At 36.4% G+C, this 17,182-nt stretch carries 14 protein-coding genes and 3 tRNA genes; 7 read left to right on the top strand and 10 right to left on the bottom strand.

Annotated elements, in window-relative coordinates; all coding sequences use genetic code 11:
- Window positions 1-140 precede the first annotated feature (140 nt).
- The 3 genes from B0X80_RS03705 (at window position 141) to B0X80_RS03695 (ending at window position 3,142) form a co-directional block, all read left to right on the top strand.
- Window positions 141-554, top strand: a complete 414-nt coding sequence (locus B0X80_RS03705; protein ID WP_076417895.1) for a cytidine deaminase — start codon at window positions 141-143, stop codon at window positions 552-554.
- A 32-nt stretch (window positions 555-586) separates the two neighbouring features.
- A complete protein-coding gene (gene deoA, locus B0X80_RS03700) occupies window positions 587-1,900 on the top strand; it encodes a thymidine phosphorylase (RefSeq protein ID WP_077338468.1) in 1,314 nt (437 codons plus the stop codon).
- Window positions 1,901-2,143: 243 nt separating this feature from the next.
- Entirely contained in the window at window positions 2,144-3,142 is a 999-nt protein-coding gene (locus B0X80_RS03695; RefSeq protein WP_077338467.1) for a ThuA domain-containing protein, read from the top strand.
- Between the two features lie 129 nt (window positions 3,143-3,271).
- Here the strand turns inward: B0X80_RS03695 and upp are convergent, their stop codons facing one another.
- From upp to udk, 5 genes are read right to left on the bottom strand one after another with little or no spacing between them, the layout of a single operon-like run.
- The gene (gene upp, locus B0X80_RS03690; protein WP_077338466.1) at window positions 3,272-3,898 is read right to left on the bottom strand and encodes a uracil phosphoribosyltransferase; all 627 of its coding nucleotides are present in this window, start codon (window positions 3,896-3,898) and stop codon (window positions 3,272-3,274) included.
- Window positions 3,899-3,927: 29 nt separating this feature from the next.
- Window positions 3,928-4,506 carry a thymidine kinase gene (locus B0X80_RS03685; protein WP_077338465.1) on the bottom strand — a complete coding sequence of 193 codons (579 nt, stop codon included), beginning with the start codon at window positions 4,504-4,506 and terminating at the stop codon, window positions 3,928-3,930.
- Window positions 4,507-4,536: 30 nt separating this feature from the next.
- Entirely contained in the window at window positions 4,537-5,310 is a 774-nt protein-coding gene (deoC, locus tag B0X80_RS03680) for a deoxyribose-phosphate aldolase (RefSeq protein WP_077338464.1), read from the bottom strand.
- 55 nt (window positions 5,311-5,365) lie between these two features.
- Complete coding sequence (locus B0X80_RS03675; protein WP_077338463.1) at window positions 5,366-6,610, bottom strand: NupC/NupG family nucleoside CNT transporter; 1,245 nt, start codon at window positions 6,608-6,610, stop codon at window positions 5,366-5,368.
- Between the two features lie 25 nt (window positions 6,611-6,635).
- Entirely contained in the window at window positions 6,636-7,277 is a 642-nt protein-coding gene (gene udk, locus B0X80_RS03670) for a uridine kinase (protein WP_089024831.1), read from the bottom strand.
- 526 nt (window positions 7,278-7,803) lie between these two features.
- On the opposite strand from udk, the gene B0X80_RS03665 reads away from it, so the two are divergent.
- Both B0X80_RS03665 and B0X80_RS03660 read left to right on the top strand, forming a co-directional pair.
- On the top strand, window positions 7,804-9,036 hold the full coding sequence (locus B0X80_RS03665; protein ID WP_077338462.1) for a phosphopentomutase: 1,233 nt from the start codon (window positions 7,804-7,806) through the stop codon (window positions 9,034-9,036).
- A gap of 44 nt (window positions 9,037-9,080) precedes the next feature.
- On the top strand, window positions 9,081-11,348 hold the full coding sequence (locus tag B0X80_RS03660; protein WP_077338461.1) for a TonB-dependent receptor: 2,268 nt from the start codon (window positions 9,081-9,083) through the stop codon (window positions 11,346-11,348).
- Window positions 11,349-11,424: 76 nt separating this feature from the next.
- Here B0X80_RS03660 and deoD read toward each other — a convergent pair whose 3' ends face one another.
- Both deoD and add read right to left on the bottom strand, forming a co-directional pair.
- Window positions 11,425-12,129, bottom strand: a complete 705-nt coding sequence (gene deoD, locus B0X80_RS03655) for a purine-nucleoside phosphorylase (RefSeq protein ID WP_077338460.1) — start codon at window positions 12,127-12,129, stop codon at window positions 11,425-11,427.
- 175 nt (window positions 12,130-12,304) lie between these two features.
- On the bottom strand, window positions 12,305-13,306 hold the full coding sequence (add, locus tag B0X80_RS03650; RefSeq protein WP_077338459.1) for an adenosine deaminase: 1,002 nt from the start codon (window positions 13,304-13,306) through the stop codon (window positions 12,305-12,307).
- A gap of 221 nt (window positions 13,307-13,527) precedes the next feature.
- On the opposite strand from add, the gene aroG reads away from it, so the two are divergent.
- Window positions 13,528-14,583 (top strand): 3-deoxy-7-phosphoheptulonate synthase AroG, encoded by a 1,056-nt coding sequence (gene aroG, locus B0X80_RS03645; RefSeq protein WP_076417906.1) that lies wholly within the window; start codon window positions 13,528-13,530, stop codon window positions 14,581-14,583.
- Between the two features lie 573 nt (window positions 14,584-15,156).
- On the opposite strand, the gene B0X80_RS03640 is transcribed toward aroG, so the two are convergent.
- From B0X80_RS03640 to B0X80_RS03630, 3 genes are all read right to left on the bottom strand, one after another.
- Window positions 15,157-15,232: transfer RNA gene (locus B0X80_RS03640), tRNA-Val, on the bottom strand.
- A 39-nt stretch (window positions 15,233-15,271) separates the two neighbouring features.
- Window positions 15,272-15,347 (bottom strand) — tRNA-Val (locus B0X80_RS03635).
- 39 nt (window positions 15,348-15,386) lie between these two features.
- A tRNA-Val gene (locus B0X80_RS03630) sits at window positions 15,387-15,462 on the bottom strand.
- Between the two features lie 272 nt (window positions 15,463-15,734).
- On the opposite strand from B0X80_RS03630, the gene gltX reads away from it, so the two are divergent.
- Window positions 15,735-17,153 (top strand): glutamate--tRNA ligase, encoded by a 1,419-nt coding sequence (gltX, locus tag B0X80_RS03625; RefSeq protein WP_077338458.1) that lies wholly within the window; start codon window positions 15,735-15,737, stop codon window positions 17,151-17,153.
- Window positions 17,154-17,182 lie beyond the last annotated feature (29 nt).

Raw genomic sequence — 17,182 nt, 5'->3', positions numbered from 1 at the left:
TCAAAGCCGCACTTTATGTGCGGTTTTTTTTTAAAAACTAATCGCCCTAAAATTAACTTTAGTACTAGTAATATCAATCAAGCTAGATTAATATTTAACTTACTTGACTATATGGTCAGTTTTTATTGTGGGAGATATCAATGAATACTCAATCAAACTATCAAGATCAAATTACCAAAGCGAAAGAAGCTTACTTAAAAGCTTATGCACCGTATAGCAACTTTAGAGTGGGTGCGGCAGCGTTAACTGAGTTAGGTCATATTGTTAGCGGTTGTAATGTTGAAAATGCTTCTTATGGTTTAACGGTATGTGCTGAGCGTAACTGTATTGCACAAGCGGTTATAAATGGCGAAACGCGTATTCAGTCAATTGTTGTATACACAGAACAAGACAAACTTACACCTCCTTGCGGCGCATGTAGGCAGGTGATAGCAGAGTTTTTAGCCGAAGATGCAAAGGTGATTTCTGCTAACCATTTAGGAGATACAAAAATTTGGACGGTATCTGAGTTGTTACCAGATGCTTTTACACCAAAAAGTTTATTAGACATTTAATTCAATAATTATAAGAAATTTAAGGAACACCTATGTTGTTACCACAAGAAATTATTAGAACAAAACGTGATGGATTAATTTTGTCTGCTGATAAAATTCAAGGTTTTGTTGATGGATTAGTCAATGGAAGCTTTAATGATGCACAAGTGGGCTCAATGGCAATGGCAATATTTCAGCAAGGAATGGAAATTGAAGAAATTGTTGCTTTTACCAAAGCTATGATGAACTCGGGCGATGTATTGTCGTGGCCTGAACTTGATGGACCTGTAGTTGATAAGCATTCAACAGGTGGAGTAGGTGACAAGGTTAGCTTTATGCTTGCTGCAATTGTTGCGGCTTGTGGTGCTTATGTACCTATGATTTCAGGCCGTGGTTTGGGTCATACGGGTGGAACGTCTGATAAGTTAGAAAGCATTGCTGGCTTTAATGTTCAACCCACTATTTCTGAATTTAAACGTATCGTTAAAGATATTGGCGTTGCTATTATTTCTCAAACAGACAACTTAGCCCCCGCAGATAAGCGTCTTTATAGTATTAGAGATGTTACGGGGACTGTTGAGTCTATCCCTTTAATAACGGCTTCCATTTTATCTAAAAAATTATCAGCAGGATTAGATACACTGGTAATGGATGTGAAAATGGGTAATGGCGCCATGATGTCAGATATGACTCAAGCGATTCAACTTGCACAAAGCATTGTAAGTGTTGCTAATGGTGCAGGTGTGCCAACTCAAGCCATTATTACTGATATGAATCAGGTATTAGGTACATCGGCAGGTAATGCGGTTGAAATGTATGAAACCGTTAAATATTTAACAGGTAAGCAACGTGAACCTAGACTACACGCAGTAGTTGTTGCTTTAGCAACGTCTATGCTAATCAGTTCAAAAATTGCAAATACAGAAGCGGAAGCTAAAACTAAAATTAATGCTGTACTAGCTAATGGTGAAGCGGCTGAAGTATTTTCTAAAATGATTGCAGCTCTAGGTGGACCTAATAATCTTTTAGAAGCGCCGTGGGAATCAATGACTAAAGCAAACGTAATTAAAGACGTGATTGCTACTCGTTCAGGTTATATCTCAGGTATGCAAACACGCGATATAGGTTTGTCTATTGTAGGTATGAAAGGTGGAAGAACAGCTAATGGTCAGTTGATTGATCACAGTGTTGGCTTTGATAGAATTTTACCTGTAGGTACTGTTGTTAATAAAGGGGATGCCGTTGCTCGAATTCATGCTGCAAATGAAGAGCAGGCAACGAAAGCTAGCCAAGAATATTTAACGGCTTTATCTATTAGCGAAACTAAAGCTGAAGAACTCCCTGTTATTTATAAAATCATAGATTAGTTTCTTAAAGCTTTATCGTCTTTAAGTTGTTACACGTTAATATTATTAATTAATGTGTGACAACTCTGTTCTTTTTCTTTTCTATAATGCTTATCGACTCCTTTCAAGTTTAAGACGTTGTATTTAGATTTTATTTGTTTACAATTGTTTTTATTCAGTAAAAATTAAAATTTACTAGTAAAAAAAATATTCATGCCATCTATTGAGGTGGTATGGAGTTATAAACTAATACGGGGAAAATCAATGATCAAAAAAATATTTCTGCTAGGGATTTTTGTTTCCCTTAGTTTTACTGGTTGTAGTGTTATAAAAAATGAAGATACAGCAGCTAAAAAGCTAAATGTTGTTATTCTTGATGGTCAAAATAATCACGCTGTTTGGCCAAAATCTACATTAATGATGAAACAATACTTAGAGCAATCGGGCTTGTTTAATGTTGATATTTATCGTACTTCAAACCTATGGCGCTCAACTGGGTATAATAATATTATTGAGCAATATCCGTTAAACGACGGAAAAAACTATCAAGAATATAAAGAACCTAAAGCTGATGTTGATTTTAGCCCTAATTTTGAAGCTTATGATGTGGTTGTTTCAAACTTGGGTTGGAAAACAGCACCTTGGCCAGTTGAAACTAAAAATGCTTTTGAAAAATATATGAGGCGTGGAGGCGGCCTTGTTGTAGTGCATGCTGCTGATAACGCTTTTCCTGAATGGAAAGCCTACAATGAAATGATTGGCTTAGGCGGATGGGGAAACCGGAACAAGCAACATGGGCCTTATGTTTATTATAACGACGCAGGTAAGTTAACGCGCGATTTTCAAGCTGGAGGCGCCGGTCGTCATGGAAAAGTACAAAAATTTCATATCGATATTCGAGATTCTTCTCATCCCATTACACAAGGTTTACCTGAACGCTGGTTACATGCTCCCGATGAAATGTATGAACACTTACGCGGCCCTGCACAAAACATGACTATTCTTGCTACGGCTTATCCGCATTATCGTAAAAAAGAGGATGCACGTAACGAACCGGTGTTAATGACGCTTAATTATCATAAAGGACGTATCTTTCATACCACGTTAGGACATGATCAAAGAGCGTTTGAAGGTGTTGGATTTATTACGACTTTTTTACGAGGAGCTGAGTGGGTGGCTACAGGAAAAGTGACAACACCTGTTCCAACTGATTTTCCTACTGAAACCAATGCAAATATAAGAACGTTTGATTTACCTAAATAATGCTTTAAAAGTATTTAAATGTAAGGCGAATATTGAACGCATAGATAACTAAATTTTTATGATGAAACCGCTCTTGACCAAGCTTCAACTCAAGAGCGGTTATTTAGTTTTTATTGCTGTTAATTCGACTTACAACGTACCAAAAATTTTATCACCAGCATCACCTAACCCCGGTAATATATAACCATTTTCATTAAGTTTGTCGTCTATAGCACCAATAAATAAATCAACATCAGCATGGTTTTGTTGAAGTAGCTCAATACCTTCAGGCGCGGCAACTAAAAATATAGCTTTAATGTTTTTACAGCCTGATTTTTTTAATAGCTCTATAGTTGCTAAGGCGGTTCCGCCTGTGGCTAACATAGGGTCAATAATAATGGCTGTACGCACATTGACATCAGCAACTACATTTTCATAATAGCTTTCTGGTTGCAGCGTTAGTTCATTTCTTTGTAAGCCTACTACACTAATTTTTGCACAAGGGAGTATGGTAAGGGCGCCATCTAACATACCTAATCCTGCTCTTAATATAGGAATTAATGTCGGTTGTTTATCGGCTAACAGGGGGGTAGAAATATCGCCAGACCAACAAGCAATATTTTGATTAGCTAGTGCAAGTTCAGTGGTCGCTTCCATGGTCAGCATGGTGGCTAATTCTCTGGTTAGCTCGCGAAAAGACTTGACTGAAATAGCATCTTTTCTGAGTAAACTGATTTTATGTTTTACAAGCGGATGTTTGCTTTCGAAAATAGCCATAAGTATCTTTTATCCTTGATAAATTAAGGTTAGGTCCAAACCAACGTTTTAAAGTGGGCTCGGCATAAAGGTTCGTATCGTTCATTACCGCCAACTTCGACTTGTTCACCGTTTTTAACAGGGTTGCCGTTTTCATCACGTCGTATAACAAAGTTAGCTTTACGACCACAGTGACATATAGTTTTAAGTTCCACTAATTTATCAGCCCATGCAAGCAACGCGGCACTACCTGAAAAGGTTTCGCCTAAAAAGTCGGTTCTAATGCCGTAGGCAAGTACAGGAATATCTAAACCGTCAACAATATCTGTAAGTTGTTTCACTTGAGCTTTTGATAAAAACTGTGCTTCGTCTATCAGTACACAATCTATTTTATTTGTGTTGTTTTCACGTTTTATTTCATCAAATAACTGGGTATTTGCGTCGAACAAGGATGCGTCTGCATGCAACCCAATTCGAGAGGCTATTTTTCCTTGCTCGAATCGGTCGTCTAGTTTTGCAGTATATAGTAATGATCTTAGGTTACGTTCAGAGTAATTGTAAGCAGATTGAAGCAGGTGAGTCGATTTACCTGCATTCATTGTTGAATAATAAAAATAAAGCTGAGCCATGAGACTTATGTACCTAAGGTCATTTCAAAATTAATATGCTGAAGCACTCGGTTTATCGACATTTTGGTTTAAGGTAATTAAAAGGTTACCTAGTAGGCTACTTGCACCAAATCGGAAATGTGTTTTGTTAAGCCAAGATGCGCCTAAAATATCAAACACTAAGTTTAAGTAAACCTCTGCATCTTCGACATTTTTAACGCCACCTGCGGCTTTAAAGCCTACATTAGGATTCAAGTCGTTTATTACATTTAACATGATTTTAGCTGCTTCAGGTGTAGCATTAATAGCCACTTTACCTGTAGAGGTTTTAATAAAATCAGCTCCAGCGTTAATCGATATTTCACTCGCTTGTTTAATGAGCTCTGGTGTTGCAAGCTCGCCAGATTCAATAATTACTTTAAGTAAAACATGTGCACCACACGCGGCTTTACACGCTTTAACAAGCTCAAAACCAATATCTGTATTACCGGCAATTAGTGCTTTGTAAGGGAATACTACATCCACTTCGTCAGCACCTAGTTTAACTGCTTCAAGAGTTTCGCTTACAGCTAAATCAACATCATCATTGCCGTGAGGGAAGTTAGTAACTGTGGCTATTTTGATATTTGGTGTATTTTGTTTGGCTAATTGAGCTTTAGCTACAGGGATATATTTAGGATAAATACAAATAGCTGCTGTTTCACCAACAGACGACTTCGCCTGTTGGCATAATGTAATAATGTCGTTATCTGTTTCAGTATTCGTTAAAGTGGTTAGGTCGATTAACGATAACGATAGGGCGGCGATGTCTTGTTTATTTGTCATGTTAAAGCTTCTTAATAATAAATTTATTCATGTTAACTATGGTTACATAGTGTCATTACAATGTAATGAAAATACCCGCAATAGCGGCACTCATTAAGTTGGCAAGTGTTGCTGCAATCATGGCTTTTAAGCCTAGGCGAGCTATGTCTGGTCTGCGACTTGGTGCCATTGAACCAATACCGCCTAACAAAATTGCAATAGACGATAAGTTAGCAAAACCACATAATGCAAAGGTAACTATTGCTTGTGTGCCAACACTTAACGAGTCTTTAATTTCTACAAAATTAACATAGGCAAAAAATTCATTAACTACAATTTTTTGACCGATAAAACTACCGGCTTGTAGCATCTCGCTTGCAGGAACGCCAATAACGTAAGCAATAGGTGCAAATATGTAGCCGAGCATCCATTCAATTGTAATATGGTCGTAACCAAATAAAGAACCAATGCCACCAATTATCATGTTTAATAAAGCGATTAGGGCAATAAAGGCAAGTAGCATAGCACCAACGTTTACAGCTAATTTTAATCCTGAGGTTGCGCCTGTTGCGGCTGCATCTATTACGTTTACCGGTTTTTCGTCTTCTTCTACTTCTTCAACTTCATCTTGATTAATGTTCATTTTTTCTGTTTCAGGAATAATGATTTTTGCCATTAATAAGCCGCCAGGAGCAGCCATAAACGAAGCCGCAATTAGGTATTTAAGATCGATACCTAAACCTGCATAACCAGCCATTATACTACCTGCGACAGAGGCTAACCCCCCCACCATAATAGCGAATAACTCAGATTGACTCATTTTAGCGATATAAGGGCGGACTATTAAAGGGGCTTCAGTTTGGCCAACAAATATATTAGCCGTAGCAGAAAGAGATTCAGGTTTAGATGTTTTTAATAGCTTTTGTAAGCCACCGCCAATAATTCGAATAACCCACTGCATAACACCTAAATGATATAAAACAGCAATTAACGAAGAGAAGAAAATAATAACGGGTAATACGCGTATAGCAAAAACAAACCCCACACCATTAGAAAACATAGCGTCGGTGCCTAAGCCGCCAAATAGAAAATTGATACCTGCTTTGGCACTATCTATAACTTGTTGAACGCCATTAGTAATGGATATTAAGGCTTCTTTACCAAAAGGAATGTAGAGTACAAATGCACCTAAAACGATTTGTAAACCAAAAGCAAAACCTACTGTTCTCCAATTAATTTTTGATCTGTTATGAGATAAAAATACCGCAACGGCTAAGAGGAATATGACCCCAAAAACACCTTTAAATGCACCAAGTTCCATAAAAATCCTCTACTTTTTATTGTTTTTATTTATGGCTTATTAATTGACGTATTTTTGCTTTAAGTACTTCAATTGCCATTCTATTTTTACCGCCACGAGTAATAACAATATCAGCCCAAAGCTTTGAAGGCTCAATAAACTGATAATACATCGGGCGAACTGTGTCTAAATATTGGTTAGTGATTGATTCAATACTACGTTCTCGCTCAACGGTGTCTCTTTTTATTCTTCTTATTAAACATATATCTAGTGGGGTATCCATATACACTTTAATATTAAATCTTTCACGTAATTCAGGGTTTGATAATAGTAAGATCCCTTCAACAAGAATAATAGGTGTTGGAGTCATCGTGACAGTTTCTGCTGTTCTTGTATGTGTTTTATAACAATAAATAGGACATTCGATACTATTGTTTTGCACTAACTGATGAAGATGCTCACTCATTAATGAATGTTCAAATGCATTGGGGTGATCGTAATTAGTTAATTCTCTTTCTTCAATTTTAAGGTGTGTTTGATCTTTGTAATAAGAATCTTCTTTAATAATTGAAATACCTTTACGACCTAGTTCAGGTAATAATTCATCATAAATCGTTTGTGCAAATAATGTTTTTCCTGAAGCTGAAGCTCCAGCGATAGCGATAATTGTAGGTTTGTTTTGTATCAAAACGGTGCCTTTAAGTTTACGTATTCATTGTGATTTTTTATGTTACTAATAACATGACGAATTTTACTTATAAAGTGTAATACTCGTTTGAAAAAATGAATGCTAATTTACATTTAATATATACGTAAATTTACCATGTCGTGTTATTAATCGTTACTTATTTTAACTAAATTATCACATCTTGACCGGTTGGTCATGTTTAAACTTGTCGATCAATCTATTTATCTATAGAAAACTTAAATTTTGCTATTAATTGCCATTAAAAACACTTAGATTATTTACCAATATAAATTTATTTGACATTAGTGTCAGCTTTTGATTGAGAGTTATATATTTTTTCTGTAAATTAAGGTGCTTAGAAAAAAGACAATTTTAATTAATAGACGTTATCGTTACTAAGCAACATGGTTACAGGTATTGATACATCATTAATTTATTTTATCGCCTATAGTTATTGCTTGCGGTTAATAAGTTAAGCGTTAAAAACGTCTATAATGAAAAAACATGAGAGTTACTGAGAAATAAAATGGCAAGAGCAATAATATTTGTAATTGATAGTTTTGGTATTGGCTATGCGCCAGATGCTGAAAAGTTTGGTGATGTAAATGCAAATACTTTTGCTAATTTATCTCAAGCATATTTTGATAAAACCAATAAAAAAATTAATATTCCTAACCTATCGTCATTAGGTCTAGTTAAAGCGTGTGAAGAAGCATCAGGTAGAAGCTTTCCTTATATAGGCGGAACTCCCATTAAAGGTGCTTTTGCTCATGCTGCAGAAATAAGTACGGGTAAAGATACACCTAGTGGTCATTGGGAAATGATGGGAGTACCTGTGTTATTTGATTGGACTTATTTTTCAGAACGCGAGAATAGTTTCCCTCAATCGTTAATTGATACCATTAATACAGAAACGGGTTATGCTGGTATGCTGGGGAATTGTCATGCATCAGGTACTACTATAATTGCGGCTTTAGGTGAAGAACATATAAAAACTCATTTACCTATTTGTTATACCTCGGCCGATAGTGTATTTCAGGTGGCCGCTCATGAAGAGCATTTTGGACTTGATAATTTATATGCTTATTGCGAAAAGGTTAGAACTATTTTAGATGACCATAATATTGGGCGTGTTATTGCTCGACCATTTATTGGTGAAGATTCTGCTAGTTTTACACGAACAGGAAATCGCAGAGATTATTCAGTTTTACCCCCTTCAAAAACGGTACTAGACAAACATAGTGATAACGGCGGTGAAGTGTTTAGTATAGGAAAAATTGCCGATATTTTTGCACATCAAGGGATTACATCAAATACAAAAGCCACGGGTATTCCAGCACTAATTGATTCAACTATTGAACATATTAATACGGTGAGCGACAACAGTATTATTTTTACCAACCTTGTTAATTTTGACCAAGACTTTGGTCATCGACGCGATCCCGTAGGTTATGCAGAAGCGTTAGAGTACTTAGATAAAAGATTACCTGATATTTTTAATCAATTAAATGACGATGATATTGTGTTTTTTATTGCAGATCATGGTTGTGATCCTACATGGCCAGGTAATGATCATACACGTGAATACGTACCTATACTTGCCTACCACAATAATATTGAATCAATAGACCTTGGAGAAAGGTCTTCGTTCGCTGATTTAGGGCAAACGATAGCAGAGCTTTTTAATTTAGAAGCGATGGAGTATGGCACAAGTTTTTATAAGCAACTCAAATTAAAAACAAATATTAAAAATAATTAAATTTAAATACATGAAATACCATCATATAAAGTGGAGATAAGTTAATGCGTAAATTTAAACCAAGTCCTTTAGCTCTTTGTATTCAAACTGTATTTGCTGCAGGTAGTTTTTTTGCAGCACAATCAGTTTACGCTGAAGAAACCTCAGAACAAGAAGTTGTAGGTATTGAGGTGATTGAAGTAACAGCTCGTAAAAGGGTAGAAAACATTAAAGATGTACCTATTTCAGTTTCGGCATTAACGCCTAAAAAACTTGAAGTATTGGGTTCTTCAGGAATGGATGTTAGAGCATTATCAGCTAAAGTACCTAGTTTATTAATTGAGTCTTCATTTGGTCGTACTTTCCCTCGTTTTTATATTCGTGGTTTGGGTAATACAGATTTTGATTTACTAGCTTCTCAACCCGTATCACTTATTTACGATGATGTGGTACTTGAAAATGCATTAACGAAAGGCATGCCAATGTTTGATATTGAGCGTGTTGAAGTACTTCGTGGTCCTCAAGGTACTTTATTTGGTCGTAATACACCTGCAGGTATTGTAAAAGTTCAATCTAAAAAGCCAACTCAAGACTTTGATGCAACCGTGTCAGGCTCTTATGGTTCGTTTAATTCTACCGACTTTCGTGTAGCTGTTGGTGGTGGTTTAACGGATACTTTATCAGCACGTGTTTCTTTATTACAACAAGACCGTGAAGATTGGATTGATAACGAAGCACCGGGTTTCGAACAAAAAGATCAACTGGGTGGTTATAGCGAAACAGCTGGTAGAGTGCAATTGTTGTGGGAACCAAATGATGATTTTTCAGCATTATTTAATTACCACTTTAGAGACGCAGAAGCTGATGCTCGTATATTTCGTGCAAACATTATTAAACCGGGTACAAATGATTTAGTTGATAACTTTGATCGTGAAACCATTTACCATGATGCAGCTGTTCGAAATAATCAAACGATAGATATGCAAGGAACAAGTTTAAAACTTGAATACAATTTAGGCGATTATACCTTAACGTCTATCTCAGGTTACGAGTCGGCTGAAATGTTTTCTGTAGGGGATATTGATGGAGGTTACGGTTGTGGTATAACCCAAATTCCTGGATGTGATCCAAGTGATATGGGGCCTGGGTTTATTCCATTTCCATCAGAATCTGGCGCTAAAATGCCTGATCATAAACAATTAACGCAAGAAATCCGACTTTCTAGTAATGAACTAGGGAAGTTTGATTACCAGGTGGGGTTCTTCTATTTTGATGAAGATTTAACGATTAATAACCTGAGTTTTGATACTTTAGCAAATGGAGTTCCAAACGGTGTTGCGATACAAGAAATGGAAACAACAGCTTGGGCTGTATTTGCTTCATTAGATTATGACATTTCTGACAGTGTAAGTATTAATGGTGGTTTACGTTACTCTGATGACGAACGTAAATGGCGTGGGGAATTAATAGGATCTACATTTAGTGATGAATCTAATGTTGATGATTCTCAAGTTAGTGGTGACTTGAGTGTTAATTATAAGTGGACTGAACAAACCAATTTGTATGCTCGTTTAGCTAGAGGTTATAGAGCGCCAAGTGTTCAAGGACGTAATACATTATTTGGAGTGCCTTCATCAACAGCTGATTCTGAAACAGTGAATTCAATAGAGATGGGCTTTAAATCTACTACTGCTGATAATATGGGCCGATTAGACGGTTCTGTTTTTTATTATCAAGTTAACGATCAGCAGTTAACAGCTGTAGGTGGTAGCGGTAATTTAACGAGTTTGATAAATGCAGATAAAGCGGTTGGTTACGGTTTTGAATTAGACGGTGAATACTTTATTACAGCTGATTTAGTTGTAGCAGGAAGTGTAAGCTACAACAATACTGAAATACAAGAACGTGGGCTTGGAGTTCAACCGTGTGGTGGTGGTTGTACAGTAACAGACACGATTGATTCTAGAGGTTTTGCGTTGATCGATGGTAATTCTTTACCACAATCGCCAGAGTGGATCAGTAACCTTTCTGCTCGTTGGTCTCAAGAGTTAGGTGATGGTGAAATCTACGTTTATACCGATTGGTCTTACCGCAGTGAAGTTAATTTCTTTTTATATGAATCAACTGAATTTACAGGCGATGCATTATTAGAAGGCGGCTTCCGTGTAGGATATGAGTGGAGTGGCGATGATAGTGAATACGAAGTAGCTTTATTCGGACGTAATATCACTGATGAAGAAAAGTTAACAGGTGCTATCGACTTTAACAATTTAACAGGTTTTGTTAATGAACCTCGGTTCTTTGGCGTAGAGTTTAAAGCGAACTTTTATTAATAACTATTAATAAAATGAGTAAAAAAAAGGCTAGCATCGCTAGCCTTTTTTGATTGTTATTGAGAAGTGTTTTTATCTATAAAATACTTTCTAATGTTAATTCCATCATGTCTTTAAACGATGTTTCACGCTCATCAGCAGACATGCTTTCACCGGTTTTAATGTGATCGCTTACGGTAAATACCGCTAATGCTTTTTTACCGTATTCAGCAGCAACACCATATAATCCAGCGGCTTCCATTTCTACCGCTAAAATTCCATATTTTTCCATTAATGCAAACATTTCTGGTTGAGGTGTGTAAAACAAATCAGCGGTAAAAACATTACCTACATTTATTTTTTTATTGATTTTTGCTGCGGTATTAGCAACTTTTTGTAATAAGCCAAAGTCTGCTGTTGCTGCAAAGTCACATTGATTCAAACGCATTCTGTTTACGTTAGAATCAGTACTTGCTGCCATACCAACAATTACGTCACCTACATTAATTTCGTCGCGAACAGCGCCACAAGAACCTATGCGTATAATGTTTTCAACGCCGTAATCTTTATATAATTCGGTTGCGTAGATAGATATTGACGGAATGCCCATGCCTGAACCCATTACTGAAATAGGTTGGCCTTTGTAAGTGCCAGTGTAACCTAATATGTTACGTACACGTGTTACGCATTTAGCATCGTCTAGAAAGTTTTCTGCGATAAACTTTGCTCGCAATGGGTCGCCAGGCATAAGTACTGTTTTAGCGAAATCATTTGGAGCTGCTTCTATATGAGGTGTTGCCATGAGAAATAACCTTTTTAGTTGTTAAAATCTCAGTAAGTTTCTAGCCAGTTTATAGAAAAATCTGCTATCAAGGATTTTTTACTGATGGGTGTTTAATTTTTTAATCGATTAAATTTTACTGTAACTTACTGGGTAAATCCAGCTTCATGCTAAGTAATATCATTTGTATAACTTGTTATTTTTTTGCTACCGCTTCAATAAGTGCTTTTCGTTCACTATCAGACATAAAAGCAACGGCAACAGCGTTTTGTTGTAGTTGGCTTATTTCAGTATCAGTAAAACCTAATACTGTTTGCGCTAGTTTAAATTCACCTTTTAATTCAATACCTTCAACAGCTGGATCATCTGTATTTAAACAAACAGGAATACCGTATTTTAAAAATGTTTTAATAGGATGTTTGCTTAAGTCGGTTACTGTACCTGTTTGAAAGTTAGAGGTTAAACATGACTCAATAGCAATGTTATGTTGTTGCATATACTCAAGTAGACTTTCGTCTTGGTAACTTTTAACCCCATGACCAATACGCTCTGCTTTTAAATCGTTAATGGCTTGCCATACACTTGCAGGACCTGCCGCTTCACCCGCGTGAATCGTTACGTGTAAATCAGCATTAGCTACTTGTTTAAAGTGATTAGTAAATAACTCTCCAGGATAGTTATATTCGTCGCCAGCTAAGTCGATAGCAATTAATTTATCTTTATGTGCTAATAATGCGCTTAACTCCTTTTGGCATTGTTCTACGCCAAAAGTACGACTTAAAATACCAATTAACTTAATTTTAACCGGATATTTTTTCATGCCTTCATTAACACCATCAATGACTGCAGCAACCACATCTTCAATAGGCAGATTATAAGCCATAGACATGTAATAAGGAGAAAACCTTAATTCAGCGTAATGAATTCCTGCGTTAAATACATCTTCAACATTTTCAAAAGCTATACGTTTGCAATCATCTAAACTCGCTAATACATTAACGCCCCAATCAAGTTTTTTGAGAAAAGCAAGTAAATCAGGTTCGCTTTCTATAATTTGAACATGCGGTATAAAGTCTTCGAAGTGCTTAACAGGTAAAGCAATATTATTTTGTTGAGCTAATTCCCAGATGGTTTGTGCTCTTATATTTCCGTCTAAGTGGCGGTGTAAATCGATAAGAGGTAGGTTTGGATTTATCATTTAAATAGAGTCTCCTTTAGTTCTTAGATTATAATTATTAAGTTTAACCCATTTTGTAACGGTTTAATTCATTTATTATAGCGTTATCCCTAGTAATATTTGTAGAAGATTGGTACATTGTCCGGCTAATTTTTCGCTAGTTATCTATATGTCCGATATGAAATAGGCAGATAATTAAACGTTACTAAATTTTATGAAATTTGCAGTGAAGAGAACTTATTATGTTTAACCAAACCGATGATGTACGTATCAATAATATTAAAGATTTATTACCACCTGTAGCATTACTTGAACGATTTCCATCGTCTGATAATGCATCAAAATCGGTTATTGCAGGTAGAGATGCGATTCACAATATTCTGGAAGGGAAAGACGATCGCTTATTAGTTGTGATCGGTCCTTGTTCAATTCATGATCCTGAAGCTGCAATAGAATATGGTCAACGCTTAGTTAAATTACGCGAAAAATACAAAAGCAACTTAGAAGTTGTAATGCGTGTGTATTTTGAAAAGCCACGTACAACAGTTGGTTGGAAAGGACTAATCAACGACCCTTATATGGACGAGAGCTTTAAATTAAATGATGGTTTACGTATTGGTCGTAAACTATTACTTGATTTAAATGAAATGGGTTTACCTACTGCGGGCGAATTTTTAGATATGATCACACCTCAGTACATGGCTGATTTTATGTGTTGGGGTGCTATTGGAGCACGTACTACAGAAAGCCAAGTACATCGCGAATTAGCATCTGGTTTATCATGTCCTGTAGGTTTTAAAAACGGCACAGATGGAACCATCAAAGTAGCTGTAGATGCTATTGGCTCAGCTGCTGCATCACATCACTTTTTGTCAGTAACTAAATTTGGTCATTCAGCCATTGTAGAAACAACGGGTAACAAAGATTGCCACATTATTTTACGTGGCGGTAAAACCACAAACTTCGATCGCGATAGCGTAAGCGAAGTTACTCAACTATTAGAAAAATCTAAGTTGAATACTCGTATCATGATTGACTTTAGCCATGCCAATAGTAGTAAGAAATTTGAAAATCAAATGCTAGTGTCTACAGATGTTAGCCAACAAATTGCAGACGGCAATCAAAACATTTTTGGTGTTATGGTTGAAAGTCACCTTGTTGAAGGTCGTCAAGACTTAGTTGATGGTAAAGCTGTAACCTACGGGCAAAGTATTACTGATGCCTGTATTGGTTGGGATGATACTGAAACCATGCTAGCGCAACTTAACGATGCAGTAACAGCACGTCGTTCAAAATAGATTGATAATTTTTGTATCTAAAAACCCACATTCATGTGGGTTTTTTATTGTCTAATATTCAATATACAAGTATTCGTGACCACGAAAAAATCTAAGTACAGGCTTCAAATCCATTTAGTGAGTAGCGCGAGTTGTAAAGAGTAGAAGGTGTTTTAACTTTATAGTGTTTTGTATGTTGTTTTGGATAATTTAAAATAATGTTGGACGATACTGGGCTTGAACCATTGACTGGTGCGGGTTGTAAAGAGTAGAAGGTGTTTTAACTTTATAGTGTTTTGTATGTTGTTTTGGATAATTTAAAATATTGGTGGACGATACTGGGCTTGAACCAGTGACTGGTGCGGGTTGTAAAGAGTAGAAGGTGCTAGCATCGCAAATAGAATAGTAACTATTTAATTATATTTATAAAAATTTTAATTAGATATGAGGTTTTAAATAATGGTGGACGATACTGGGCTTGAACCATTGACTGGCGTGGGTTGTAAAGAGTAGAAGGTGCTAGCATCGCAAATAGAATAGTAACTATTTAATTATATTTATAAAAATTTTAATTAGACATGAGGTTTTAAATAATGGTGGACGATACTGGGCTTGAACCAGTGACCCCCGCCTTGTAAGGGCGGTGCTCTCCCAACTGAGCTAATCGTCCATATATACTAGGTATGATATGAATGTAGGGTTAAATGATTGGTGGACGATACTGGGCTTGAACCAGTGACCCCCGCCTTGTAAGGGCGGTGCTCTCCCAACTGAGCTAATCGTCCAATCATTTAAAATACAGAGTGTCCATCATAAAAGCAGAATGGTGGACGATACTGGGCTTGAACCAGTGACCCCCGCCTTGTAAGGGCGGTGCTCTCCCAACTGAGCTAATCGTCCGTCTCTGTGGGGGCGTATTATAGGGAGATCCAAAAAGCTGTCAACAAAAACAAAGCCTTTTTTTTAACTTTTTTTAATATTATTGATTAAGTGCTCGTATTTTCAACATCCTGATTAATTTGTATTCTTTTGTTGGAAAACAATTGGGCACAAGGCTATACAAAAGGTGTATTAGTTTCGTTAGCCTGTTAAAATATTGCCAATTATTTTTGAACAACTTCTGCTAATCCATTGAAATTATCAATTACGTTAGCTTCTTTCGTGAGACTCATATGACTTTAACAACACGTTTCGCTCCAAGCCCTACAGGTTATTTACACGTAGGTGGTGCTCGCACAGCTTTATATAGCTGGTTATACGCTCAAAAAAATGGCGGAGATTTTATTCTTCGTATTGAAGATACTGATATAGAACGCTCAACTCAAGAATCTGTTGACGCTATTATGGATGGTATGAATTGGTTGAATCTTGAGTGGACACACGGCCCTTATTTTCAAACTAAACGTTTTGATCGTTATAAAGAAGTGATTGAACAGCTACTTGCTTCAGGAAACGCTTACCGTTGTTATTCTACTGCTGAAGAAGTTGAAGCAATGCGTGAAGAAGCAAAAGCGAAAGGAGAAATTGAAAAGTACAATGGTTTATGGCGCGAACGTACTGATTACCCAGAAGACAAACCTTTTGTTATTCGCTTTAAAAACCCCATTGGCGGTGATGTTGTTATTAAAGATATGGTTAAAGGTGATATAACCATTAGTAACGACCAGCTTGACGATTTAATTATTGCTCGTTCAGACGGTACACCCACATATAACTTAACGGTTGTTGTAGATGACTGGGATATGAAAGTAACGCATGTTGTTCGTGGTGATGATCATATTAGTAATACGCCTAAGCAAATTAATATTCTTAAAGCATTAGGCGCTACATTACCTGAATATGCTCATATTCCAATGATTTTAGGTGATGACGGTAAACGTTTATCTAAACGTCATGGTGCTGTTGGTGTTATGCAATATCGCGATGATGGTTATTTACCTGAAGCGCTATTGAACTATTTAGTTCGTTTAGGTTGGTCGCATGGTGATAAAGAAATTTTCTCTCGTGAAGAAATGATTGAATTATTTGATCTAAAAGATTGTAATCGTGCACCGTCAGGTTTTAACACAGACAAACTTATCTGGGTTAACCAACATTACATGAAAACAATGGATCCTGAGTACGTAGCTACTCATTTAAAATGGCATATGGACGAACAGGGTATAAGCACTGAAAACGGTCCAGCACTTGCTGAAATCGTAAAAATTCAAGCAGACCGTGTTAAAACATTAAAAGAAATGGCACAAATCAGCCGTTACTTTTATGAAGACTTTTCTGAATTAGATGCTACTTCAGTTAAAAAGCATTTACGCCCAGTGGTTAAAGAGCCGCTAATTTTAGTTAAAGCTAAACTAGCTGCATTGGCTGAATGGACTCCTGAGCTAATACACGCTGCTATTAACGACACAGCAACAGAATTAGAAGTAGGTATGGGGAAAGTGGGAATGCCTTTACGCGTTGCTGCTACAGGTGGTGGAAATTCACCTTCTTTAGATATAACTTTAGCTTTATTAGATAAAAACAAAGTACTTTCACGTATTGATTTTGCATTACAAGTTGTAGAAGAAAGAATCGCGAATAGCGCTGGTTAATAACTTTTTAACTTTTTTAAAGGCTAGCG

The organism is Pseudocolwellia agarivorans (assembly GCF_002000085.1).
Classification (GTDB): domain Bacteria; phylum Pseudomonadota; class Gammaproteobacteria; order Enterobacterales; family Alteromonadaceae; genus Pseudocolwellia; species Pseudocolwellia agarivorans.
The sequence above is the reverse complement of the archived record's forward strand: the minus strand, read 5'-3'. Positions and strand labels throughout refer to the sequence as shown.